The sequence below is a fragment of the Pseudomonas sp. NPDC007930 genome (genome assembly GCF_042958985.1).
Classification (GTDB): domain Bacteria; phylum Pseudomonadota; class Gammaproteobacteria; order Pseudomonadales; family Pseudomonadaceae; genus Aquipseudomonas.
Map to the genome: position 1 here is coordinate 80432 of NZ_JBIBKC010000008.1, position 25420 is coordinate 105851.

Sequence of the window (25420 nt, forward strand, 5' to 3'; positions counted from 1 at the left end):
TTTGCCATGAGCCAGAACAAGCCTGAAGCCGATCTGAAACGAGACCTGCAGGGCATCGCCTCGGACCTGAAATGGTCCGTGGTGGAACTCAAACGCATCGCCGAACGCCTCGACAGCACCGGCAACCAGACCGACAGCCACGCCCTCAGGCGCATGATCGAGATCTTCCAGCGCGGTGAGGTGCAGCTCAACCAGTACGTCGAAGAAGTCAAGGACGGCCGCATCCAGCGCCCGGCGGCCACGCCGGCACCTTGATCTGCATCAACCGCGGCGATTACGCGCATTGAGCTGGCCAGGGGCCACTGGTAAGATTGCCTCGCATTTGCACGTGCGTCCCATCTTCAACCCTGGCCCTGCTTCCTTATGCATGCACCCTACAGCCGCAGCCGGCGCTTTTTGCACTGGTTTTCCGCCGCGATGATCCTCTGGGCCACTTTCAGTGGTTTCGGCGTGCTGGCCCTGGCCCCCGAGGCGCCGCTGCGTCAGTGGGTGGAGGCGGTCAACCCGCAGGTCACGTCGCTGTTCATTCCCTTTTTTGCCTGGCGCCTGTGGCTGCGCCTGCGCCAGCCCTCCAGCGCCGGCCATGGCGCTGCCGACGCGGTGCACTGGGCGCTGTACGCGGTGATCGCCGCGGTGTTGGCCAGCGGTGTGCTGATGATGGCCACGCCGGTGCGCATGTTCAGCCTGTTCACCCTACCGCCGCTGGTGCACAGCCCACTGTGGCTGCAGCGCTTGCACCAGTGGCACCACCTGGTATGCATGGCGCTGGCCGCGCTGGTGGCACTGCACCTGGCGGCGGTGGTGTGGCACCAGTGGCGGGGCAATGACGTGATGGCGCGGATGCGCTGAGGCTGCTGGCCCGCCCGGCATGCTCACTCAAGCCATCAGCGCGCTAAACCGAGGGTAAACAGCCTTAGTTCTTTCCAGCGGGTTTTACTGAGCACATGGCCTGACTGGCCCTTCGCCCGGCACAGCCGGCCTCCCACCAGATTTGTGTCTACGCGAGCCCCTGCTTTTCCACTACACTGCGCGCCCCCTTTCAGCCAACCTGCCAGCCCATGAACAGCGCCGCCCTCGACCTCTTCCAGCAACTGCTGCAACCCGCCCTGGCCACACTGCCCGAGGGCAGCGGGCGCCTGCTGCATGGGCGTGGGCAGCGTTGGCCGGGGTTGGAGCAAGTCAGCGCTGACTGGCTCGATGGCGTGCTGCAGGTGCAGTTGTTCCGCGAACCCGACGACCTCGCCGCGTTGGCCCAGCGTTGCCTGGCGCTGGCCGCCACCCAGCCGGCGGTGCAGGCGCTGTGGCTGCAACAGCGCTATTTGCCCGGCAGCCCGGGCCAGTGGCTGCTGGGTGAACCGCGCCGGCAGTGGGTGGTGCGCGAAGACGGCCTGCGCTACCAGCTCAGCTTTGGCGAAGCGCAGAACAACGGCCTGTTCCTCGACATGCGCGCCGGCCGCCAGTGGGTGCGCGCGCACGCCGCTGGCCAGCGGGTGCTCAACCTGTTCGCCTACACCTGTGCGTTTTCGGTGTGCGCGCTGGCTGGCGGCGCCGAGGCGGTGGTCAACCTGGACATGTCGAGCCCGGCCCTGGCCCGCGGGCGCGACAACCACCGGCTCAATGGCCATGACCTCGGCCGGGTGAGCTTTCTCGGCCATGAACTGTTCAAGTCCTGGGGCAAGGTGGCCCGCGGTGGCCCCTACGGTCTAGTGATCATCGACCCGCCGACCTTCCAGAAAGGCAGCTTCGTGCTGACCCAGGATTACCGCAAAGTGCTGCGCCGCCTGCCTACCTTGCTCAGCCCCGGCGCCCAGGTGCTGGCCTGCATGAACGACCCCGGCCTGGGCGCGGATTTTCTCATCGGCTGCATGGCCGCCGAGGCGCCGGCCATGCAGTTCGTCGAAAGGATTGCAAATCCGCCGGCCTTTGCCGATAGAGACCCTGAAGGCGGCCTGAAAGTGCTGCGCTTCCACTTCCCCGGCTAGCCCCCCGACCACCTGCCCTCAAGCCGTGGCCAAGGCAGGCCGATAGGTAAGTGAAACCTTTCAGCTATTGCCTGGAACTGCCTTGCGCCCAGCCATTACCCTCATTCGCAGCGCCCTGAGCGCCCTGCACCGTGCCTTGGGCGGCGGCCACTACCTGTTGCCGCTGGCCATCCTCGGGGTGGGGCTGCCGCTCGCCTGGGGCGTGGGCATGCTCGATGTGCAGCACCGCCGCGCCGAGCTGCGCGGCGACGTGCGGCTGCAACTGAGCGCGGTGGTGGCCCAGGCGCAAAGCCAGATCCGCCTGGCGTTCAGCAAAACCGAGGGGCTGACCCAACTGATCAGCGTCGACGGCACCATCACCGAAGCGCACTTCCATGGCATGGCCGACCGCGCCTTGGCCAGCGTACCGTACCTGCACCACCTGGCCATCGCGCCGAACGATGTGATCACCGACGTTTACCCCCACGAAGGCAACGAAGCCGCCCTGGGGCTGGATTACCGCACCCTGCCCGCGCAATACAAAACCGTGCAACGTGCCCACGAGCTGGGCCACACGCTGTTGTCCGGCCCGGCGCAATTGCGCCAGGGCGGCATCGCGCTGATCTACCGGCGGCCGGTGTTTCTCAGTGGGCACAGCGGCCGCCAGCAGTATTGGGGGGTGCTCTCGGTGATCACCGACGTCGACGGCCTGCTCAAGGCCGCCGGTATACTTGACCACCACCACCTCGACCTCGCCCTGCGCGGGGCCGATGGCCTGGGCGCCGACGGGGCGATGATCTGGGGCCCGAGTGAGCTGTTCAGCGCGCAAAGCGTACTGGCCGACATCGAAATCCCCGGTGGCCAATGGCAGATCGCCGCGCAGCCTCACGGTGGCTGGCCCAATATAGGGCTCAGCCACTCCTGGCTGTTCCTCGCGGCCTTCACCGCCACCTTGCTGTTCACCGGCTTCGCCGCCCTGCTCAGCCGCAGCCATGTGCTGGTCCAGCGCCGTAACGTCGCGCTGAAGGTCGAGATCGGTGAACGCCAGGTGGCCGAGGCCGAGCTCGAGCGCATGGCGCTGTACGACGCGGTCACCGGCCTGCCCAACCGCACGCTGTTCCACCAGCGCCTGGGCCGCTGCATCGAGGCGGTGCAGCACCGGGGCGGCTTCATGGCGGTGATGCTGCTCGACATCGACGGTTTCAAGGTGATCAACGACACCCTCGGCCATGCCCTCGGCGATGAACTGCTGCGCCAGGCCACCCGCCGCCTGGCCGAGCAGGTGCGGCCGTGGGACACCCTGGCCCGCCTGGGCGGCGACGAATTCGCCTTTATCCTCGACCGCCTCAGCCACCCGGCGGACTCCGGCCAAGTCGTACAGCGGCTGCTGCAGGCGATGCAGCAGCCGTTCGACCTCGACGGCAACACGGCGTTGGTCAGCGCCAGCATCGGCGTAGCCATTTGCCCGGCCGACGGCGGCACCGCGCTGGACCTGCTGCGCCACGCCGACACGGCGATGTACAGCGCCAAGGAAGCCGGGCGCAATGACTTCCGCTATTACCAACCGTCGATGACCTCGGCGATCCAGGAGCGGGTGGCGGTGGAGCATGCGCTGCGCCGGGCCTTGGCCTACAACGAATTCGAAGTGTGGTACCAACCCAAGCTGGACCTCGCCAGCGGCCGGGTCGACGGCGCCGAGGCCCTGCTGCGCTGGCGCGACCCGGTAGTGGGGATGGTCTTCCCGGATGTGTTCATTCCGGTCGCCGAGCGCACCGGGTTGATCATCCCGATCGGCCAGTGGGTGCTGGATCACGTGTGCGCGCAGGTGCGCCAATGGCGCGACCGTGGCCTGTTCGACGGCCGGGTGGCGGTGAACGTGGCCGCCCCGCAGATCGACCGCAGTGATTTCGTCGCCAGTGTCAGCCGCGCGCTCAAGGCCCATGGCCTGCCGGGCAGCGCGCTGGAGGTGGAAGTGACCGAAAGCCTGCTGATGGAGAGCCAGGAACACGCCTGCCAGGTACTGGCCAGCCTGCGCGGGTTGGGTGTGCGCACGGCCATCGACGACTTCGGCACTGGCCACTCGTCGCTGGCCTACCTCAAGTTGCTGCCGGTGGACCATTTGAAGATCGACCGGGCGTTCATCCGCGACCTGCCCGCCGACCAAACCTACGCCGAGATCACCCGCGCCATCGTCGCCCTGGGCCGCGCGCTGGCGTTCAACGTAACCGCCGAGGGCATCGAAACCCAGGCCCAGCTGGACTTCCTGCGCCTGGCCGGCTGCGCCAGCGGCCAGGGCTACCACATTGGCCGGCCGATGCCAGCGGCGGACTTCGAGCAGTGGCTGGCCGAGCAGCGCCGCAGCCTGCGGCCGCAGAACGCCTGACTGAACCCCTGCGCCTGGCTGCCCTCACACTGCTAAGGGCGCCCGCTTCGGGGGCCATGGCAGGAGAACACAGATGACCCTTGAACAACTGGCGCAAAAGGTCGCCTCCGGCCAGGTGCAGGCGTTGGACCTGGTCTCGGTCGAAGGCGGCTCCTATGTGTTGCACGCGCGCCTGGGCGAGCGCAATGAACGGGTGCTCAACGCCCACGGCGAGACCTTGCACGTGGCCTCGGTGGAAGAAGCGCGCAAGGTGCTGGCCAGCGTGCCGCAGGTGCCGTTCTTTCTGGTGCAGCCGGCGGTGCATGAGGAAATGGTCGGGCTGGACGCCGCGCCCTCGGGGCCGGCGCGCGAGCCGATCAAGTTGCGTTCGAGTTTGTGAGCGGGTTTACAGGTTGAGGGCCCTTCGCCCGGCACAGCCGGCCTCCCACGGGTTACGTGTTGGCTCGTAAATCAAGCCTTTACACAAATCTCGTGGGAGGCCGGCTGTGCCGGGCGAAGGGCCCGCCAACACTCAACTAGCCTCGGGCTTGAACACCACCACCGCCAACGGCGGCAGCGTCAGCAGCAGCGAGTACGCCTGCCCATGGCTGCCCTCCTCATCGGCCTGCACGCCCCCCCCATTGCCCATGTTGCTGCCGGCATACAGTTCGGCATCGCTGTTGAACAGCTCGCCCCAGTGCCCGGCAAACGGCACGCCGACGCGGTAGCCTTCGCGCGGTTCGGGGGTGAAGTTGGCCACCACCAGCAGCGGTTCGCCGTGCTTGCTCCAGCGCAGGAAGGCATACACGCTGTTGGCCGCGTCGTCGCCGATCAGCCACTGGAAGCCTTGCGGCACGCAGTCTTGGCTGTACAGCGCCGGGTGGTCGCGATACAGCCGGTTGAGGTCACTGACCAGGGTTTGCACGCCCTTGTGCTCGTTGTACTGGGTGAGGTACCAGTCAATCTGGTGGTCGTGGTTCCACTCGCGCCACTGGCCGATCTCGCAGCCCATGAACAGCAGCTTCTTGCCGGGGTGGGTCCACATGAACGCCAGGTACGCCCGCAGGTTGGCGAACTTCTGCCAGCGGTCGCCGGGCATCTTGTCGATCAAAGCCTTTTTGCCGTGCACCACTTCGTCGTGGGAAATCGGCAGGATGAACCGCTCGGAAAACGCGTAGATCAAGCCGAAGCTCATCTCGTTGTGGTGGTGCTTGCGGTGGATCGGGTCGTTCTGGATGTAATGCAAGGTGTCGTGCATCCAGCCCATGTTCCACTTGTAGGCAAAGCCCAGCCCGCCCTGCTCGGTGCTTTGGCTCACCCCCGGCCAGGCGGTGGATTCCTCGGCGATCACGATGGCGCCCGGCGCCTCGTGCTTGACCACATCGTTGAGGTGGCGCAAGAACTCGATCGACTCGATGTTCTCCCGCCCGCCATGGCGGTTCGGCACCCATTCACCGGCCTTGCGCGAATAGTCGCGGTACAGCATCGAGGCCACCGCATCGACCCGCAGGCCGTCGATGTGAAAGTGCTTCAGCCAATGCACCGCCGAGGCGATCATGAAGCCGTGCACCTCGGTACGCCCAAGGTTGTAGATCAGCGTGTTCCAATCCTGGTGGAAGCCTTCCAGCGGGTTGTCGTACTCATACAGCGCGGTGCCGTCGAAGCGCGCCAGGCCGTGTTCGTCAGTGGGGAAATGCGCCGGCACCCAGTCGAGGATCACGCCGATCCCGGCCTGGTGGCAGCGGTCGACGAACTCGGCGAAGTCATGGGCGTTGCCGTAGCGTGCCGAGGTGGCGAACTGCGACAGCGGCTGGTAGCCCCACGAGCCACCGAAGGGGTGCTCCATCACCGGCATCAGCTCGATGTGGGTGAAGCCCAGTTGCTGGATGTACGGGATCAACCGGTCGGCCAGTTCGTGCCAGTTGTACAGGCGCGACACTTCGCCGGCTTCGTCGACTTCCACTTGCCAGGAGCCGGCGTGCAACTCGTAGATCGACAACGGCCGGTCGAGTGCCTCGCCGTGGCGGTCGCCCATCCAGGCCTGGTCGTTCCACTGGTAATCCAGCACCGGTGCCACTTTCGACGCGGTCGAGGGTGGCAGCTCGGTGGCCAGGGCCACCGGGTCAGCCTTCAGCGGCAGGATGCCGTGCTGGCCGAGCAGCTCGTATTTGTACGACTCGCCCGCTTCCAGGCCCGGGATGAACACCTCCCACACCCCCGACGGAATGCGCTGGCGCATCGGGTGGCGGCGGCCGTCCCAGCCGTTGAAGTGGCCCACCACCGACACCCGCCGGGCGTTCGGCGCCCACACGCCAAAGCGCACCCCGGCCACGCCGTCGACCTCGGTCAACTGCGCGCCCAGGGCGCCACCGAGGTTGCGGTGATTGCCTTCGGCGAACAGGTACAGGTCCATCTCGCCCAGCAGTTGGCCGAAGCTGTAGGGGTCGGCGGTCAGTTGCTCGCCGCTGGCCCAGTGGATTTTCAACCGGTAGCGGTCGTGGTTGGGCAGGCGCGTGGCAAAAAAGCCCGGCACGCTGTGGGCGGTGAAGTCCGCCAGCACCTCGTCGTGGTCCCAGGCCACCGCTTGCACCCGCAGGGCATTGGGCAGGTAGGCGCGAACGAAGCGCCCGCCGTGGCCGTCATCGTGGGGGCCGAGCACGCCGAACGGGTTACCGTGTTCGGCGCGCACCAGCGCTTCGATTTCCGCTTGCGCCGGGAACATCCCCTCCGGAGCCGGGTGTGATTCATGGGGCGCGTGCATCGTGTGTGTCTCCATCATCATTCATTGAGCAACCCGGCCAGGCCTTGCAAGGGTACGGCCAGCCAGGTGGGGCGGTTTTCCGCTTCATAGGCGATTTCATAGGCGGCTTTTTCGAGGCTGAACAAGGCCAACGCGGCCTCGGCGCCACCGGCCTGGGCCCAGGCATGGGGCACCTGGCCGGCGGCCAGTTCGTAGGCACTCAAGAACGCCTGGCGTGAATCCTGGTAATACCGCTGGGCCACCTCGGCGCGGGCCTCGGCGGCGCCGCTGGAGGCATCCATGGCCTGCGCGCTGCGCACGGCCATAGCCGCAGCGTAGTCGAAGGAACGCAACACACCGCTGACGTCTTTGTACGGGCTGTATTTACCGCGGCGTTCTTCGAGCGGGCGGGCCGGCTCGCCTTCGAAGTCGATCAAGAAGGCATCGCCCTGCACCACCAGCACCTGGCCCAGGTGCAGGTCGCCGTGCACGCGCATGATCAACCCGCCCACCGCGGCGTGGGCCAGTTGGTCAATGCGGGCAAGCAGCGCGGCGCGGCGGCCGAGTACAGCGTCGGCCAGGGTGCGGGCATCATCGGGAAGAGCGTCCTTGTTCTGCTGGATCAACTGCAGCGCACGTTCGACCTGCGCGCTCACGCTTTTGCTCCATGCCTGGGCGTCATTATTTGTGCTCACCCGCGCGGCGAAGGCGTCGTCGTCGGTGGGCAGCGCCAGCACATGGTGCATCTCGCCCAGGCGCTGGCCGAGCAAGCCGGCCCATTGGGCCAGCCCGGCGAGGGCGTCGTAGTGTTGGTCCTGCTCGGAATGGGCCTGTTCCAGCGCGTCGCGCACCGCCCGTTCGAGGTTGTTCTGAGTCCATTCCCAGGCGTCGCCCTGGTTATCCAGGTAACCTTGGGCGATCATCAGCAGGTGCGGGGTGCCGTCGGCCGCGACCCGGGCCACCGAGCCCAGCAGCGGCGAAATGTTCGCGTAGCCGGCACGGGTGAGGAAGGCGCCCATTTCCAGTTCCGGGTGGATGCCGCCACTGACCTTGCGGATCATTTTCAACACCAGTGCGCCACCGACCACCACCGAGCTGTTGCTTTGCTCGGCGGAGAGGTAACGCACGCTCGGCTCCTCGGCCAGGCCCAGCCTGGCCAGGTGCTCGGTGGCGGTAAAGCGCAGTTCGCCCTCTTCCAGCGCCAGGATGCTGCCTTCGCGCATGGCCTGGACCACCGCACGGATAAAACTTTCAAGCACGAAGCCGTCGGTGATCAAGCCCACCTGGCGGCCGCGGCGCACCCGCGACAGCGCCAGTTGCTGGGGTAGCGCGCTGTTGATGTGTTCTTCGGGCAGCAGGCCAAAAGGGAACTGATAACGGCTGACCTGGCCGCCCTGCTCCACTTCGATTTCACTGAGCAGCGCCGGGTACGGCAGCGACGAAAAGCGCACCCCATAGGCGATGCGCAGGGCGTCGATGGGCGCGTCCTTGCCGGCGAACCAGCGCCGCTTGGGCAGGTACTGGGGCAAGGCGGTGTGTTCGAGGGTCTGGCGGCTGGGCGCTTCGAGCAGTTCTTCGAGGCGTTTTTTCAGCACCAGGGTGGCGAAATCCGGCAGGCTTTCGGCCGGTTCAACGTGCCAACTGGGCATTTGATTCTCCGGGGCGAGCTGGAACCAGTAAAAGGCGTAGGGCGGCAGCGTGAGCAGGAAGTTGAGCTGGCCAATCGGCGGGAAGGCGCTGCCGCCGAGCATCTCTACCGGCACGAAACCGGCGTAGTGCGACAGCTCCAGCTCTGCCGCCTGGGCGGCGCGCGACAGGTTGGCCACGCACAGGATGATCTCGGTGCGGCCGTCTTCGGCCTGGTATTCGCGGGTGTAGGCGAGAATCCGCCGGTTGCTCGGCGCGAGCATCTTCAGCACGCCACGGCCAAACGCGCGCGACTGCTGGCGCACGGCGAGCATGCGGCGGGTCCAGTTCAGCAGCGAATGCGGGTCGCTGGCCTGGGCCTCGACGTTCACCGCGGCAAAGCCGTAGAGCGAGTCCTGCACCGGCGGCAGCACCAGGCTGGCCGGGTCGGCGCGGGAGAACCCGCCGTTGCGGTCAATCGACCACTGCATCGGCGTGCGCACACCGTCGCGGTCGCCGAGGAAAATGTTATCGCCCATGCCGATCTCGTCGCCGTAGTACAGCGTTGGCGTGCCGGGCATCGACAGCAGCAGGCTGTTGAGCAGCTCGACCCGGCGCCGGTCGCGCTCCACCAGCGGCGCCAGGCGCCGGCGAATGCCCAGGTTGATCCGCGCGCGGCGGTCGGCGGCGTAGAAATTCCACAGGTAGTCGCGCTCGCGGTCGGTGACCATCTCCAGGGTCAGCTCGTCGTGGTTGCGCAGGAAGATCGCCCATTGGGCGTTGGCCGGGATGTCGGGCGTTTGCCGCAGAATATCGGTAATCGGGAAGCGGTCTTCCTGGGCGATGGCCATGTACATGCGTGGCATCAGTGGGAAGTGAAACGCCATGTGGCACTCGTCGCCGTCACCCTCGCCAAAGTACAGCTGGGTGTCTTCCGGCCACTGGTTGGCTTCGGCCAGCAGCATGCGGTCGGGGTAGTTGGCGTCGATCTCGGCGCGGATCGCCTTGAGCACCCCGTGGGTTTCCGGCAGGTTCTCGTTGTTGGTGCCGTCGCGCTCGACCAGGTACGGGATCGCGTCCAGGCGCAGGCCGTCTACCCCCAGGTCGAGCCAGAAGCGCATCACGTCGATCACCGCTTTCATCACCTGCGGGTTGTCGAAGTTCAGGTCGGGCTGGTGGGAATAGAAGCGGTGCCAGAAGTACTGGCCGGCGACCGGGTCCCAGGTCCAGTTGGATTTTTCCGTGTCGATGAAGATGATCCGGGTGCCGTCGTACTTGTGGTCGTCATCGGACCACACGTAGAAGTCCCGCGCCTTCGAGCCCTTCTTCGCCCGGCGGGCGCGCTGGAACCACGGGTGCTGGTCGGAGGTGTGATTGATCACCAGCTCGCAGATCACCCGCAGGCCGCGCTTGTGCGCCTCGGCGATGAAGCGCTTGGCGTCGGTGAGGGTGCCGTAGTCGGGGTGCACGGCTTTGTACTCGGCGATGTCGTAGCCGTCGTCGCGCCGTGGCGAGGGGTAGAACGGCAGCACCCAGATGGTGTTCACGCCCAACTGGGCGATGTAGTCGAGCTTGGCGATCAGCCCGGGGAAGTCACCGATCCCATCATTGTTGGAATCGAAAAACGACTTCACGTGGACCTGGTAGATCACTGCGTCCTTGTACCAGAGGGGGTCGTTGAGGAACGCGGCACCGCGGTTCTTTTTAGTCATGGTGCGGGAGCTGCTCCGAGGGTCAAAGGGCCGCTTCGATACGCCAGATACCAAACGGCAGGTGCCAGGGTTCGATGCGCATCCATTGGGTTTTGCCGTACCAGGTCCAGGTGTGGCCGGTCATCAGGTCTTCACCGCGGGTGGCGGCGTCGTCGGGCAGGCCCAACTCCCACAGCGGCAGCTCGAAGTGGGCTTCCTGGGCGTTGTGCGGGTCGAGGCTGACGGCGATCAGGATGAAGTTGCTGCGGTCGGGGGTGCGCTTGGCGAAGTACAGGATGTTGTCGTTGTAGCACTGGAAGAACGCGCAACCCAGGTGGGTTTGCAGCGCCGGGTTCTGCCGGCGGATGCGGTTGAGCTGGGCGATCTCGGCGATGATGTTGCCGGGTTGGGTGAAGTCCCGTGGGCGGATTTCGTACTTCTCCGAATCGAGGTATTCCTCCTTGCCCGGGATCGGCGCGGCTTCGCACAGCTCGAAGCCCGAATACATGCCCCACAGGCCCGAGCCCATGGTCGCCAGCGCGGCGCGCAGCAAGAAGCCGGCGCGGCCGGAATCATGCAGGAAGAACGGGTTGATGTCGGGCGTGTTGACGAAAAAATTCGGCCGGTAGCACTGCGACAGCGGCGGCTGGTTGAGCTGGCTGAAGTACTCGGCCAGCTCTGCCTTGGTGTTGCGCCAGGTGAAGTAGGTGTAGCTCTGGCTGTAACCCACCTTGCCCAGCCGGGCCATCATCGCCGGCTTGGTGAAGGCCTCGGCGAGGAACATCACGTCGGGGTCTTTGCGGCGGATGTCGTCGATCATCCACTGCCAGAACGGCAGCGGCTTGGTGTGCGGGTTGTCGACGCGGAAGATCTTCACGCCCTCCTGCACCCAGCCCCAGACCACATCGCGCAGCTCCAGCCACAGGCTGGGGACCGCGTCGGCGGCGTAAAAATCAACGTTGACGATGTCTTGGTATTTTTTCGGCGGGTTTTCCGCGTAGCGGATGGTGCCGTCGGGGCGCCAGGAGAACCAACCCGGGTGCTGCTTGAGCCAGGGGTGGTCCTGGGAGCACTGGATGGCGAAGTCGAGGGCGATTTCCAGGCCGTGTTCGGCGGCGGCCTTGACCAACTGGCGAAAATCCTCGCGGCTGCCCAGCTCGGGGTGGATCGCCTCGTGCCCGCCGGCCTCGGAGCCGATCGCATAGGGGCTGCCGACGTCGTCCGGGCCCGCGGTGAGGGAATTGTTCGGGCCTTTGCGGTGGGCGCGGCCGATGGGGTGGATCGGCGTGAAGTAGAGCACGTCGAAGCCCATGTCGCGGATCATCGGCAGCCGGCTGTGCACATCGTTGAAGGTGCCATGGCGGGTTTTGCTGTCGGTGATCGAGCGCGGGAACAACTCGTACCAACTGGCGAATTCGGCCAGGGTGCGCTCTACCTCCAAGGGATATTCCGGGCTTTTCGAGAGGAACGGCCGGTGGTCGGCCAGGTGCATCAGCGCCTGGGTGTCGCTTTGCAGCAGCAGCGCCACCTGGTCATCGCGGTCCAGCCCGGCCAGGCGCTCGAGCACCGCCTTCAATTGCCGGCGCAGGGTGTCGTCGCTGCGCTCGGCGGCGTGCTGGATCATCAAGCGGCCTTCTTCGAGCTCCAGCTCGATCGGCACGCCAGCGGCGTATTTTTTCTCGATCTCGTAGCGGTAGCTGGCGAAGTCGTCCTTCCAGGCTTCGATGCAGAACACGTAGCGGGTGACTTCGTCAGGGGTGAAGCGCGCTTGCCAACTGTCGTTGCCGAGGTCAGCCATGGCCACGCTGTGCCAGTCGTCGTGGCCCACGGTGCGCCAGCGCAGCACCACCGCCAGTTTGTCGTGGCCGTCGGTGAACACCTTGGCGTCGACCGTCACCTCACGCCCCACCAGGCCCTTGGCGGCGAAGGCGCCGGCCTCCAGCACCGGGCTGACGCTCTCGATGGCGATGCGTGGCAGCAACAGCGCCTGCGACAAGCTCAACGCCTGGTCGGTGGCCTGCCCCTGGGCCGAAATGGGCCCCTGTTCGAAGGTCTGGTCCGCGGTCATTGCGCTGTGCTCCTGTAATAAGCCAGTGGATGGATTTTCGAAGCCCGGCGGGTGTGGAAAGTTCAGCGGGATCGTTCGCGGGTGGCTGTTGTCCACCGCCATGCAGCCCCTGGCCCGTCATAGCGGAGGAACGCCCCATGACCATCCCGATCCCGGCGGAAACACCGGACCCGAACATCGATGCGCCCAACCTGCCGCCACCGATCCCCGAGCAAGACCCGGACAACCCCGCACCCGGCGTAGAGCCGGTACCGCCTTCGCCGCCAGTGGGCGACCCACCCAGTGAATCGCCGCCGGAACGGGTATCAGCGTAGACGAGCGGCTACGCTTGGATGAGCGCCTGCTGGCACAGGCATAAATGCCGCCGCGCCGTGCAACTTCGCCGGTTGCCGGTGCCGCCAGGCTTTGCCAGCATGGCGGCTTCCCGCGGGCAGCCGGTACTGGCGGCCGCCCAGCCCAAGAACAATCGCAGGGAACCCCGATGACCGCTCCGGCAACACCCCACCACGGCCAGCTGCAGCCCCATGTGCTGGCCCACATCGACAACGGCCTGGGCTGGTTGACCCTCAACCGCCCCGCTGGCCTCAATGCCCTCACCCTCGACATGGTGCGCCAGTTGCACGGCGCCCTGCGGGCCTGGGCGGATCACCCCGAGGTACACGCGGTGGTGCTGCGCGGCGCCGGCGACAAAGCCTTCTGCGCCGGCGGCGACGTGCGCGCGCTGTACGACAGCTACACCCAGGGCCTGGGCCTGCACGAGGCGTTTTTCAGCGAGGAATACGCCCTGGACCTGGCCCTGCACCATTACCGCAAGCCGGTGCTGGCGCTGATCGATGGCTATTGCCTGGGCGGCGGCATGGGCCTGGCCCAGGCGGCGGCGCTGCGGGTGGTCACTGAGCGGGCGCAGCTGGGCATGCCAGAAACCGCCATCGGGTTTTTCCCGGACGTCGGCGGTAGTTACTTCTTGTCACACATACCCGGTGAACTAGGCACTTATCTGGGCCTGACCGGTGAGCGGGTCGGCGCCGCCGATGCGCTTTACTGCGGCCTGGCCGACTGGCACGTGGCCCATGAACGGCTGGCCTTGCTCGAAGAGCGCCTGGGCCGCATCGAATGGACCGGCGCCCCGCTCAAGGACCTGCAGAACGTGCTCGCCAGGCTCGGCGTGCAGGTGCTCCCCGAACCGCCGCTGGAGCCACTGCGCGCGGCGATCGACCACTTTTTCGGCCAGCCCAGCGTGGCGGCGATGCTTGAGCAACTGCGCCAGGTTTCGCTGGGCGACAGCCGCGCCTGGGCGCTGGCCACCGCCGAGTTGCTGGCGCAGCGCTCGCCGAAAGCGCTGGTGGTCACCCACCAGTTGCTGCAGCGCGGCCGCCACCTCAGCCTGGAGGCCTGCTTCGCCCAGGAAACCTACGCCGGCCGCCAGTGGCTGGAACATGGCGACTTTCTCGAAGGCGTGCGCGCGCAATTGGTCGACAAAGACAAACGCCCACGCTGGGCCCCCGCCACCCTGGCCGAGCTGGCCCCCGCCGACCTGGCGGTGTTTTTCACTGAAACGGCGCCCCAATAACAAAAAGCCCGGAGCCGCAGCATGAACGACCTTGAACTGAGCGAAGAACAACTGATGTTCCGCGACATGGCCCGGCAATTCGCCCAGGCCGAAATCGCCCCCCGCGCGCGCGAATTCGAAGCCGCCGGCTGGATCCCCGAAAGCCTCACCACGCAGATGGGCGAACTGGGCCTGCTGGGCATGGTGGTGCCCGAGCAATGGGGCGGCAGCTACCTCGACTACGTGGCCTATGCCCTGGCGGTAGAAGAAATCAGCGCCGCCGATGCCGCGGTCGGTACTCTGATGAGCGTGCACAATTCGGTGGGCTGCGGGCCGATCCTGCAATTCGGCACGCCTGAGCAGCAGGACGCCTGGCTGCCCAGGCTGGCCAGCGGCGAGGTGATCGGCTGCTTTTGCCTGACCGAGCCCCAGGCCGGCTCCGAGGCGCACAACCTGCGCACCCGCGCGGTGCTCGACGGCGACCACTGGGTGCTCAGCGGCGCCAAGCAGTTCGTCACCAACGGCCGCCGCGCCGGGCTGGCGATCGTGTTCGCGGTGACCGACCCAGCCCTGGGCAAAAAGGGCCTGTCGGCGTTTTTGCTGCCCACTGATACCCCCGGCTTCACCGTCGAACGCAGCGAGCACAAGCTGGGCATCCGCGCGTCAGACACCTGCGCGATCAACCTCGACCAGTGCCGGGTGCCGGCGGCCAACCTGCTGGGGGCGCGCGGCAAGGGCCTGGCCATTGCCCTGGCCAACCTCGAAGGCGGGCGCATCGGCATCGGCGCCCAGGCGGTGGGCATCGCCCGCGCCGCGCTGGAGGCGGCCGTGGCCTACGCCCGTGACCGCCAGCAGTTTGGCCAGCCGATCATCGAGCACCAGAGCGTGGCCAACCTGTTGGCCGACATGCACACCCGGGTGAACGCCGCGCGCCTGCTGGTGCTGCACGCCGCGCGCCTGCGCAGCGCCGGCCTGCCCTGCCTGAGCGAAGCCTCCCAGGCCAAGCTGTTCGCCTCCGAGGCGGCCGAATGGGTGTGCTCGAAGGCCGTGCAGGTGCACGGCGGCTACGGCTACCTGGAGGACTACCCGGTGGAGAAATACTACCGGGATGCGCGGATCACGCAGATCTACGAAGGCTCCAGCGAGATCCAGCGGATGGTCATCGCGCGGGACCTGGCGCGGAGTTGAAGGGCCCCTCGCCCGGCACAGCCGGCCTCCCACGGGGTCTGCGTAAGTACTTGATTTACAAGGCAACACAGAACCCGTGGGAGGCCGGCTGTGCCGGGCGATAGGCCCTCAAGCCCAGCCACTGAATCAACAACCCTCACCGCTGAGGTGGCCGGTCAATCCCACCCGCCACCCAGCGCGGCGATCAGCTCGACGCTGGGGTGGCTACGGCTACCTGGAGGACTACCCGGTGGAGAAATACTACCGGGATGCGCGGATCACGCAGATCTACGAGGGCTCCAGCGAGATCCAGCGGATGGTCATCGCGCGGGATCTGGCGCGGGGTTGAAGGGCCCCTCGCCCGGCACAGCCGGCCTCCCACGGGGTCTGCGTAAGTACTTGATTTACAAGGCAACACAGAACCCGTGGGAGGCCGGCTGTGCCGGGCGATAGGCCCTCAAGCCCAGCCACTGAATCAACAACCCTCACCGCTGAGGTGGCCGGTCAATCCCACCCGTCACCCAGCGCGGCGATCAGCTCGACGCTGGGGTGGCTACGGCTACCTGGAGGACTACCCGGTGGAGAAATACTACCGGGATGCGCGGATCACGCAGATCTACGAGGGCTCCAGCGAGATCCAGCGGATGGTCATCGCGCGGGACCTGGCGCGGAGTTGAAGGGCCCCTCGCCCGGCACAGCCGGCCTCCCACGGGGTCTGTGTTGCTGCCAAAATCAATGGCTTACACAGATCTGGTGGGAGGTCGGCTGTGCCGGGCGATAGGCCCTCAAGCCCAGCCACTGAATCAACAACCCTCACCACTGAGGTGGCCGGTCAATCCCACCCGCCACCCAGCGCGGCGATCAGCTCGACGCTGGTCACCATCTGCGTACTCACCAGGGTCAGCAGGCTTTGCCGGGCGCTGAGCAGGGTGGCCTGGGTGGTGGCAACATCCAGGTAGTCGATCTTGCCGGCGTCGTACTGGTCCAGGGTGACCCGCGCGGACTCTTCCGCCGCCGCCACCTGGCGCTGGCGCGCGTCGATTTCCGGTGCCTGGGTGCGCAGTTGCACCAGGTAATCCTCCACCTCGCCCAAGCCGCTCAGCACCGTTTGCCGGTAGCTTGCCACCTGCGCGTCGTACCCGGCCTGGGCCTGCTCGACGCTGGCGCGGGTGGCGCCGAAGTCCAGCAGGGTGCCGGCCAACGACGGGCCGATCGACCAGAAGCGGTTCGGCACGTTGACCAGCTTGCTGAACACCGAGCCCTGGTACCCGCCACTGGCGCTGAGGGTCAGGTCGGGGTAGTACGCAGCGGTCGCCACCCCCACCGCGGCATTCGCCGCAGCCACCTGGCGTTCGGCGGCGGCGATGTCTGGCCGGCGCTCGAGCAGGCGGCTGGGCACCCCCACCGGCACCTGCGGCACGCGGTACTGCCAGTGCGGGTCCGCAGCGAGGCTGAAGCCGGCCGGCGCCTGGCCGATCAGCAGGGCGATGGCGTGTTCGTATTGGGCGCGCTGCCAGGTGGTGTCGAGCAGCGAGGCCTGGGCACCTTCGAGCTGGGTCTGGGCCTGGGCCAGGTCGGCGCGGGTGGTCAGCTCGGCGTCGTACTTGTTGCGGGTCACCTCGACATAGCGCTGGTAGGTGGCCACGGTTTCGCGGTACAGCGCCAGTTGCTGGTCGAGCAGGCGCAACTGGAAGTAATCCTGGGCCAGCGACGATTGCGCGCTGAGGGTCGCCGAAGCCAACTGCGCGGCCGAGGCCTCGGCACTGGCGCGGTTTTCTTCAACGGTGCGGCGCAGCTTGCCCCACAGGTCGGCCTCCCAGCTCAGGCTGAGGGTGGCACTGTGGGCGTTGCTCACCCCGCCCTGCCCCGTGCCCTGGCTGCTACTGCCGCTGCCGGTCTGGCTGCGGGTACTGGCCAGGGTGCCGCTGACGGTGGGGAGCTGATCCGCCTGCGAGCCACGCACCAGGGCCAGTGCCTGGCGGTACTGCGCCGCGTAGCTGGCGACGTTCTGGTTGTTCAGGCTGACCTGATCGAGCAACCCGGCCAGCACGGGGTCTTGATACAGCGCCCACCATTGCCCGCGCGGGGTGGCGTCGGCCGGTTGCGCGGCTTTCCAGCCGTCGGCTTCCTTGAAGGCCACCGGCACCGGCGCTGTGGGGGTATGGTAGTCCGGGCCAACGGTGCAGCCGGCCAGCAGGGCCACGGCCAGCAAGGTAGGAACGAACGGCAAGCGGCGAGACAAAAACATGGCATCAACCCTGGGCATCGAGGCGGCGAATACGGGTGTTCCAGAAGCGCCGGGTGGCCCGGCTCATCCGGTCGAAATACAGGTACACCACCGGGGTGGTGAACAACGTCAGCAGTTGCGACAGCGCCAGGCCGCCGCAGATGGCCAGGCCCAGCGGCCGGCGCAGGTCGGCGTCGCCGCCGTGGGCAATGGCCAGCGGCAAGGCGCCGAAGAACGCCGCCAGGGTGGTCATCAGGATTGGCCGCAGGCGCATCCGGCAGGCCTCGAAAATCGCCTGCTCGGCGGCCATGCCCTGCTCGCGCTGGGCGACCAGGGCGAAGTCGATCAACAGGATGGCGTTTTTCTTGACGATGCCAATCAACAGCAAAATGCCGATCAGGGCGATCACCGTCAGCTGGGTGCCGGTGATCTGCAGCAACAGCAGCGCGCCGACCCCGGCCGAGGGCAAGGTGGTGAGGATGGTCAGCGGGTGCACGTAACTCTCGTAGAGCACCCCCAATACGATGTACACCGCCGCCAGCGCGGCGAGGATCAGCCACGGCATGCTTTGCGCCAGTTGTTCGGTGGCCTGGGCGGTGCCCGAGTAGCTGCCGTGCACGTTGCTCGGCAGGCCGATGTCGAGCAACGCCTGCTTGATGGCCTTTTGCGCGTCTTCGATCACCGCGCCGTCGGCCAGGTTGAAGGCGATGGTGGTGGTCGCCGCCTGGCCCTGGTGGGCCACCGCCAGCGGCCCTTCGGCCGGGCTGAACTGGGCGAACGCCGCCAGTGGCACCTGCGCGCCGGTGGTGGTCAGCACATACAACTGGCGCAGCACCTCTGGGTCCTGGGTGTAGTGGTCGGCCAGGCCCATCACCACGTAGTACTGGTTCAGCGTGCGGTACACCGTGGCCACGTCACGCTGGCTGAAGGCGTTGTTCAGCAGCGTGTCGATGTCTTCGACCGTGACCCCGAGGCGCTTGGCGGCGGCCCGGTCGATGGTCAGCATCACTTCCTGGCCACCGGTCTGGGCGTCGGAGTCCACCCCGGTCAGTTGCGGCAGGCGCTCGAGGGCCTGCTGCACCTTCGGTGCCCAACTGCGCAGCAGCGCAAGGTCATCGGCTTGCAGGCTGAACTGGTAGGTGGCGTTGGCGCTGCGGCCACCGATGTGCAGGTCTTCGGCGGGCATGCTGAACACCTGGATGCCCGCATGGTTGCTGTAGGTTTTAGTCAGGCGGTTGGCGATCACCTGGGCGCTGTCCTTGCGCTGGTCGAAGTCTTTCAGGCGGATGAACAACTGCGCGCTGTTGCGCGAGCCGAACATGCCGCTGCCGGTGGAGGCCATCACCGCGGCGACGTCTGGCTCCTTGGCCATCTTCTGGGCGATGCCGAGCAAATAGGGGCGCAGCGCCTGGTAGGAGATGTTCTGGTCGGCGCGAATCGCGCCCATCAGCACGCCGGTGTCCTGAGCGGGGAAGAACCCCTTGGGCACCACCGTGTACAGGTACACGTTGAGCAGCACCGTCAGCAGCAAGCCGAGCAGCGTGACCAACCGGTGCCGCAGCACCCAGGCCAGGCCGGCCAGGTAAAGGCTTTGCAGTTCGTCGAGGCCGCGTTCGATCATCCGGTACAACCACGGCGTGCGCTGGCGCGGGCTGGCGTGGCGCAAGAACGCCACGCACAGCACCGGCGTCAGGCTCAGCGACACCAGCATGGAAATCAACAGCGCCACGCTCAAGGTCACCGCGAACTCGCGGAACAACCGGCCCACGATGCCGCCCAGCAACAGCAGCGGGATGAACACCGCCACCAGCGACACGGTCATCGACAGCACCGTGAAGCCCACCTCCTTGGCCCCCTGCAGCGCTGCGCGCAACGGGCGCATGCCGGCTTCCTGGTAGCGGGCGATGTTCTCCAGCACCACGATGGCGTCGTCCACCACAAAGCCGGTGGCGATGATCAGCGCCATCAGCGACAGGTTGTCGAGGCTGTAGCCGAGCAGGTACATCACCGCGCAGGTACCCACCAGCGACACCGGCAACGCCACCGCCGGGATCAACGTGGCGCGGGCATTGCGCAGGAACACAAACACCACCGCCACCACCAGCAGCACCGCCAGCAGCAGGGTTTCCTCGGTGTCGTGCAGCGACTGGCGAATGGTCGGCGAGCGGTCGATGACCTTCACCAGTTGCACATCGCCCGGCAGCATCGCCTGCAACTGCGGCATCAGCGCGGTCACCGCGTCGATGGTCTCGAGCATGTTGGCGCCGGCCGAGCGGGTCACGCCCAGGGTCACCGAGGGCTGGCCGTTGTAGTAGCCGGCCACGTACTGGTCTTCGATCGAGTCGTACACCTTGGCCACATCGCCGAGGCGCACCGCGGCGCCATTGCTGTAGCCCACCAGCAGCGGCCGGTAGTCTTTGGCGGTGTCCAACTGCTGGTTGCCGTCGATCAACCAATGCTGGCCCTCGCCCTGCAACAGCCCCAGCGGTTTGTTCGCGGTGGCGCTGTTGATGGCCTTGCGCACGGCGTCTAGCGAGATCCCGGCATGGGCCAGTTGCTGCGGTTGCAGGTCGACCCGCACCGCGGGCAGCGAACCACCGCGCACCGACACCTGGCCCACGCCTTTGACCTGGGCGATCTTCTGCTGCAGTTTGCTCGAGGCGAGGTCGTACAGTTCGCCGCCGCCACGGCTGGCGGAGGTCAGCGCGAGCATCACCACCGGGCCGTCGGAGGGGTTGGCCTTGCGGTAGGTGGGCAGCGACTTCATCGCGCTGGGCAACAGGCTGCGCGCGGCGTTGATACCGGCCTGCACGTCGCGGGCGGCGCCGTTGATGTCGCGGTCGAGGTCGAACTGCAAGATGATATTGGTCGAGCCTTGAGAGCTGGTCGAGGTCATCTCGGTGACCCCGGCGATCTGCCCCAGGGTGCGCTCCAGCGGCGTGGCCACGGTGGCCGCCATGGTCTCCGGGCTGGCCCCGGCCAGGCTGGCCTCAACCATCACCGTGGGGAAGTCGACCTGTGGCAGCGGCGCCACCGGCAGCAGGCTGTAGCCCAGGCTGCCGAGCAACAGCGTGGCCAGGGTCAGCAGCATCGTGGCCACCGGGCGGGCGATGAAGAAGCGGCTCATGGGGCAGCTCCAAGGCAGGCACAAGCGATCAGCTGCAAGCCGCAAGCACACTCATACCGCGGTTGAACACCCACCGCTTGTGGCTTGTAGCTTGCCCTTTGTTCTCTCGCGGCCCTCATCCGCGCTTCCTTTCGAAACGGTCAAAGAGCAAGTAAATCACCGGCGTGGTGAACAGCGTCAGCACCTGGCTGATCAACAGGCCACCGACGATCACCAGCCCCAGTGGCCGGCGCAATTCGGCGCCGGCGCCGCTGGCGAACATCAGCGGCAAGGCGCCGAGCAAGGCGGCGAAGGTGGTCATCAGGATCGGCCGCAGCCGCAGCAGGCAGGCGCGGTGGATCGCCGCGCGGGCGTCGAGCCCTTGCTGGCGGGCCTCAAGGGCGAAGTCGACCATCATGATGGCGTTCTTCTTGACGATGCCGATCAGCAGGATCACCCCGATCAGCGCGATCAGGCTGAAGTCATTGCCGGTGACGATCAGCCCGAGCAAGGCGCCGATGACCGCCGAGGGCAAGGTCGAGAGAATGGTCAGCGGGTGGATGTAGCTCTCGTAGAGCACGCCGAGCACGATGTACATGGTCAGCACCGCGGCCAGGATCAACCACAGGGTGTTGCTCGAAGCCTGCTGGAACGACGCCGCCGCGCCCTGGTAGCGCAGGGTCACCGAGGCCGGCGCCTGCACCTGTTGCATCACCTCGCTGATGGCCTGCTGGGCCTGCTCGAGGGCATAGCCCTTGGCCAGGTTGAACGACACCGTGACCGCCGGGAACTGCCCCAGCCGGCTGACCGACAGCGCGCCGGTGCGCTGGCTGATGCGGGCGATGTTGGTCAGGCGGACCATTTGCGTGGGCGTGGTGGTGGTCGTGCTGGTGCTGGCACTCGAGGTGCTGGTGCTCGCCGTGCTGCTGGCCGCCGCCAGGTAAATGTGCTCGAACGCCTCCAGCGACTGCTGATAGCGCCCCGGCACCTGCAACACCACCCGGTACTGGTTGGCCTGGGTGAAGATGGTCGAGATCAACCGCTGGCCGAAGGCGTTGTACAGCGCGGTGTCAACGTCCTCGGCGGTAATGCCGTAGCGCGCCGCGGCCTGGCGGTCGAGGTCGACGTAGGCGATCAGGCCTTGGTCCTGCAGGTTGTCGATCACGCTGGTGAGTTCGGGCCGCTGCTGGAGTTTTTCCATCAACGCCGGCAGCAGCGCGCTGAGGTTGGCGCTGTCGGCGTCGTCGAGGGTGAACTGGTACTGGCTGGGGGTGAGCTGGTCGTCGACGGTCAAGTCTTGCGCCGGGACCATGTTCAACTGCAGGCCGGCGACGTTCTGGCTGGCCGTGGCCAGGCGGGCAATAACCTCGCTGGCGCTGTCGCTGCGTTCGTCGAAGGGCTTGAGCTGGATCTGCAAGCGGCCGTTATTGAGGCTGGCGTTATTGCCGTCTACGCCCAGGGTCGAGGCCACGCTGGCCACGGCCGGGTCTTGCATGACCACCTTCACCATGGCGGCCTGGCGGCGCACCATCTCGTTGAACGACACATCTTGGGAGGCGCGGGTAAAGCCTTGGATCAATCCGGTGTCTTGCAGCGGGAAAAACCCCTTGGGCACCATCAGGTACAGCAGCGCGGTGAGCACGAAGGTGGCCAGGGCCAGCAACAAGGTCAGCGCCTGGTGCCCGAGCACCCAGCCCAGGCCGCGGTCGTAAGCGGCGATCAGGCGCTCGAACTGGCGCTCGCCAAAGCGCGCGAAGCGGCTTTGCTGTTCGGCCGGCACATGGCGCAACAGGTGCGCGCAAAGCATCGGCGTGAGGGTCAGCGAGATCACCATCGACACGCCAATGGCCACCGCCAGGGTGATGGCGAACTCGCGGAATAGCCGCCCGACCACATCGCCCATGAACAGCAGCGGGATCAGCACGGCCACCAGCGAAAAGGTCAGCGAGATGATCGTGAAGCCGATTTCCTTCGAGCCTTCGAGCGCCGCCCGCAGCGGGCTTTTGCCTTGTTCCAGGTGGCGCGAGATGTTCTCCACCACCACGATGGCGTCGTCGATCACAAAGCCGGTGGCGATGGTCAGCGCCATCAGGCTGAGGTTGTTCAGGCTGAACCCGGCCAGGTACATCACCCCGAAAGTGCCCACCAGCGACAACGGCACCGCCACGCTGGGGATCAACGTGGCGGTGAAGTTACCCAGGAATAAAAAGGTCACCAGCACCACCAGGCCGATCGACAGCAGCAGTTCGACCTGCACGTCGTGCACCGAGGCGCGGATGGTCTGGGTGCGGTCCGAGAGCAGGGTCAGCTTCACCGAATCGGGCAGCGAGGCTTGCAGCGCCGGCAGTTGCGCCTTGAGCGTGTCGACCACCTGGATCACGTTGGCGCCGGGCTGGCGCTGCACGTTGATCACGATCGCCGGCTGGCCGTTGGCGCTGGCCTGCAGGTAGGCGTTTTCGGCGCCGTCTTCGCTGGTCGCGACGTCACGAATGCGCAGCGCCGCGCCGTTTTCGTACTTGAGCACCAGCTCGCCGTATTGGTCGGCGTTGCGCAGTTGGTCGTTGGCGTCGATGGTGATCGAGTGCGCCGGGCCGTCGAAGCCGCCTTTGGAGCCGTTGACGTTCGCCGCGTTGACCGTGTCATAGAGGTCTTCGAGGGTCAGCCCGTGGGCCGCCAGCGCGGCCGGGTCGGCGTCGATCCGTACCGCCTGCTGCTGGCCGCCGGCCAAGCTCACCAGCCCTACCCCGCTGATCTGCGAGAGCTTCAGGGCGATGCGGGTGTTGATCAGGTCCTGCACCTGGGTCAGCGGCAGCGCCGTGGAGGTCGCCGCCAGGCTGATCACCGCGGTGTCGGCCGGGTTGACCTTCTTGTAGGTGGGCGGGTTGGGCAGGTCGCTGGGCAGCAGGCTGTCGGCGGCGTTGATCGCGGCCTGCACCTCCTGCTCGGCTTCGTCCAGCGACAGGCTCAGGCTGAACTTCAGGGTGATCACCGACGCGCCGGCGCCGCTGGTCGAGTACATCTGGTCGAGCCCGGCCATCTGCCCGAGCTGGCGCTCCAGCGGCGCGGTGACCGCGGTGGCCAGCACTGTCGAGCTGGCACCAGGGTACAGGCTGGTGACCTGGATGGTCGGGTAGTCCACCTCCGGCAGCGCCGAGGTCGACAGCAAGCGGTAGGCGACGACCCCGGAACACAGCAGCGCCACCATCAGCAGCACGGTGGCCACCGGGCGCTGGATGAACAAACGGCTCGGGTTCATGGTGCCGCCTGGTCTTCAAGCTTGACCTTGATCCCGCTGCGCAAGTGGTCGATGCCGCGGGTGACCACCTGCTCACCGGCCTTGACGCCTTCAGTGACCGCAGTGCGCTCGGTATCGGCCGGGCCCGTGGTGATGCTGCGCCGCTCCACCGTGCCGTCGGGTTTGACCACGTACACAAAGCTGCCGTCCGAGCTCAGTTGCACCGCCGCCGAGGGGATGGTCACCGCCTGCTTGAGGGTGCTGGTCTGCAGTTTGACGTTGACGAACTGGTTGGGGTACAGCACCTGGTTCGGGTTGGCGAACTCGGCCTTGAGCTTGATGCTGCCGGTGGCGGTGTCGATCTCGTTGCTGATGAACTTCAACTGGCCCTGGGCCAGGGTGGTGTTCTGCAGTTGGTCTTGCGCCAGCACCGCCAGCGCTTCGCCGCCGCGCACTTTCGGCAGCAGCGTGGCCAGTTGCGCCTGGGGCAGGCTGAAGGTCACCGCGATCGGGTCGGTCTGGGTCACGGTGACAATCCCGGTGGTGTCGCTGCTGTGCACCATGTTGCCCGGGTCGACCAGGCGCAGGCCCACGTAGCCGTCGATCGGCGAGACGATGCGGGCGTATTCCACGTTCAGTTTGGCGGCGTCGATCTGGCCTTGGTCGGCCTTCACCGCGCCTTCGTACTGGCCCACGCTGGCGGCCTGGGTGTCGAGGTCCTGCTTGGCCAGCGACTGCTTGGCGTACAGGCCCTGGTAGCGCACCAGGGTGGCCTTGGCGCTTTTCAGCAGCGCCTGGTTCTGCGCCAGGTCGCCCTGGTACTGGGCCAGGGTGGCCTGGTAGGCGCGCGGGTCGATCTGCGCCAGCAGTTGGCCTTTCTTGACCTTTTGCCCTTCGTTGAAATACACCGCCAGCAACTGGCCGTCGACCCGGCTGGTCACGGTCACCGAGGCATTGGCGACCACCGTGCCCAGCGCCTGCTGGTACACCGGCACGTCGGCCAGGGCCGCCACGCCAGCGGCCACGGTCACGCTGGCCTCGCTGGCATCGCTACCCTTGCCCGCCGCCGCGCCGGCACGCCGCCCGGGTGGGCCACCCGGGCCACCGCCGGGCGGGCCGAAGCCCGGCGGGGCGTCGCTGTGTTGGGTGGAACGCCACAGGCCCAGGCCGATGAAGGCCAACAAGGCAAGGGCAAGCAAGGACAAGGCAATGTGCAGAAAACGCTTGGACGGCTGGCTCATGGTTCCGGCGGCAACAGATCGGGAGAGTGCTCAGGCTGGGGGGAAAATGTGCAGGAAGTGTGGAGGGGCGTTGGCCGCGGTGAGCTTCAGGGCCCTTCGCCCGGCACAGCCGGCCTCCCACGGATTCGTTGTTGCCTAGTAAATCAAGCACTTACACAAATTTGGTGGGAGGCCGGCTGTGCCGGGCGGTGGGCCAGCCAGCTCATGCGCTGAGTAAAACCACTGGGAGAAATCAGGGCTTTTCACCCTCGTTTTAGCGCTCCGATTGCTTAAATGAACAGCACTCCGGCTGTGCCAGCCGATGGGCCCTCGGCAACTTTCACAATCCTCCCACCTCCCTGAACAATTCTTTACCTCGCCCCCATCGCCCCAACACCCCGGAATCAAGCGCCCGCGGCGATATTCGCCATGCCGCTGTCATCTGGCTGCCATATGACGCAAACAAAA

Annotated in this window: 15 protein-coding genes and 2 pseudogenes; 10 read left to right on the forward strand and 7 right to left on the reverse strand. The window is 66.6% G+C overall.

Annotated features, from left to right (window positions below):
• Positions 1 to 6: 6 nt before the first annotated feature.
• The 5 genes from ACFZCE_RS17620 (at position 7) to ACFZCE_RS17640 (ending at position 4723) form a co-directional block, all read left to right on the forward strand.
• The gene (locus tag ACFZCE_RS17620; RefSeq protein ID WP_390941289.1) at positions 7 to 255 is read left to right on the forward strand and encodes a hypothetical protein; all 249 of its coding nucleotides are present in this window, start codon (positions 7 to 9) and stop codon (positions 253 to 255) included.
• A gap of 108 nt (positions 256 to 363) precedes the next feature.
• On the forward strand, positions 364 to 849 hold the full coding sequence (locus ACFZCE_RS17625; RefSeq protein ID WP_390941291.1) for a cytochrome b/b6 domain-containing protein: 486 nt from the start codon (positions 364 to 366) through the stop codon (positions 847 to 849).
• A gap of 209 nt (positions 850 to 1058) precedes the next feature.
• Complete coding sequence (locus ACFZCE_RS17630; RefSeq protein ID WP_390941293.1) at positions 1059 to 1982, forward strand: class I SAM-dependent methyltransferase; 924 nt, start codon at positions 1059 to 1061, stop codon at positions 1980 to 1982.
• Positions 1983 to 2064: 82 nt separating this feature from the next.
• Positions 2065 to 4344 (forward strand): EAL domain-containing protein, encoded by a 2280-nt coding sequence (locus ACFZCE_RS17635; protein WP_390941295.1) that lies wholly within the window; start codon positions 2065 to 2067, stop codon positions 4342 to 4344.
• A gap of 73 nt (positions 4345 to 4417) precedes the next feature.
• Positions 4418 to 4723: a DUF6482 family protein gene (locus ACFZCE_RS17640; protein ID WP_390941297.1), complete on the forward strand. Its 306-nt coding sequence runs from the start codon at positions 4418 to 4420 to the stop codon at positions 4721 to 4723.
• Between the two features lie 132 nt (positions 4724 to 4855).
• Here ACFZCE_RS17640 and glgB read toward each other — a convergent pair whose 3' ends face one another.
• The 3 genes from glgB to ACFZCE_RS17655 are packed head-to-tail and all read right to left on the reverse strand — an operon-like array spanning position 4856 to position 12448.
• On the reverse strand, positions 4856 to 7084 hold the full coding sequence (gene glgB / locus ACFZCE_RS17645; RefSeq protein ID WP_390941299.1) for a 1,4-alpha-glucan branching protein GlgB: 2229 nt from the start codon (positions 7082 to 7084) through the stop codon (positions 4856 to 4858).
• 17 nt (positions 7085 to 7101) lie between these two features.
• Positions 7102 to 10401: a maltose alpha-D-glucosyltransferase gene (treS, locus tag ACFZCE_RS17650; RefSeq protein WP_390941301.1), complete on the reverse strand. Its 3300-nt coding sequence runs from the start codon at positions 10399 to 10401 to the stop codon at positions 7102 to 7104.
• Between the two features lie 22 nt (positions 10402 to 10423).
• Positions 10424 to 12448: a maltotransferase domain-containing protein gene (locus ACFZCE_RS17655; protein WP_390941303.1), complete on the reverse strand. Its 2025-nt coding sequence runs from the start codon at positions 12446 to 12448 to the stop codon at positions 10424 to 10426.
• Between the two features lie 137 nt (positions 12449 to 12585).
• On the opposite strand from ACFZCE_RS17655, the gene ACFZCE_RS17660 reads away from it, so the two are divergent.
• The 5 genes and pseudogenes from ACFZCE_RS17660 to ACFZCE_RS17680 all read left to right on the forward strand — a co-directional run.
• The gene (locus tag ACFZCE_RS17660; RefSeq protein WP_390941305.1) at positions 12586 to 12762 is read left to right on the forward strand and encodes a hypothetical protein; all 177 of its coding nucleotides are present in this window, start codon (positions 12586 to 12588) and stop codon (positions 12760 to 12762) included.
• A 167-nt stretch (positions 12763 to 12929) separates the two neighbouring features.
• A complete protein-coding gene (locus ACFZCE_RS17665) occupies positions 12930 to 14018 on the forward strand; it encodes a 3-hydroxyisobutyryl-CoA hydrolase (protein ID WP_390941307.1) in 1089 nt (362 codons plus the stop codon).
• A gap of 21 nt (positions 14019 to 14039) precedes the next feature.
• A complete protein-coding gene (locus ACFZCE_RS17670; protein ID WP_390941309.1) occupies positions 14040 to 15185 on the forward strand; it encodes an acyl-CoA dehydrogenase family protein in 1146 nt (381 codons plus the stop codon).
• Positions 15186 to 15384: 199 nt separating this feature from the next.
• Positions 15385 to 15513: pseudogene (locus ACFZCE_RS17675) on the forward strand (acyl-CoA dehydrogenase family protein); the annotation flags it as partial.
• Between the two features lie 199 nt (positions 15514 to 15712).
• A pseudogene (locus ACFZCE_RS17680) lies at positions 15713 to 15841 on the forward strand (acyl-CoA dehydrogenase family protein); the annotation flags it as partial.
• 155 nt (positions 15842 to 15996) lie between these two features.
• On the opposite strand, the gene ACFZCE_RS17685 reads toward ACFZCE_RS17680, so the two are convergent.
• The 4 genes from ACFZCE_RS17685 to ACFZCE_RS17700 all read right to left on the reverse strand — a co-directional run bounded on the left by ACFZCE_RS17685 (position 15997) and on the right by ACFZCE_RS17700 (position 24973).
• Positions 15997 to 17412, reverse strand: a complete 1416-nt coding sequence (locus ACFZCE_RS17685) for an efflux transporter outer membrane subunit (protein ID WP_390941311.1) — start codon at positions 17410 to 17412, stop codon at positions 15997 to 15999.
• A 4-nt stretch (positions 17413 to 17416) separates the two neighbouring features.
• Entirely contained in the window at positions 17417 to 20518 is a 3102-nt protein-coding gene (locus tag ACFZCE_RS17690) for an efflux RND transporter permease subunit (protein ID WP_390941313.1), read from the reverse strand.
• Between the two features lie 115 nt (positions 20519 to 20633).
• The gene (locus ACFZCE_RS17695) at positions 20634 to 23753 is read right to left on the reverse strand and encodes an efflux RND transporter permease subunit (RefSeq protein WP_390941315.1); all 3120 of its coding nucleotides are present in this window, start codon (positions 23751 to 23753) and stop codon (positions 20634 to 20636) included.
• Positions 23750 to 24973 carry an efflux RND transporter periplasmic adaptor subunit gene (locus ACFZCE_RS17700; protein WP_390941317.1) on the reverse strand — a complete coding sequence of 408 codons (1224 nt, stop codon included), beginning with the start codon at positions 24971 to 24973 and terminating at the stop codon, positions 23750 to 23752. The genes ACFZCE_RS17695 and ACFZCE_RS17700 overlap by 4 nt, the downstream gene beginning before the upstream one ends.
• Positions 24974 to 25420 lie beyond the last annotated feature (447 nt).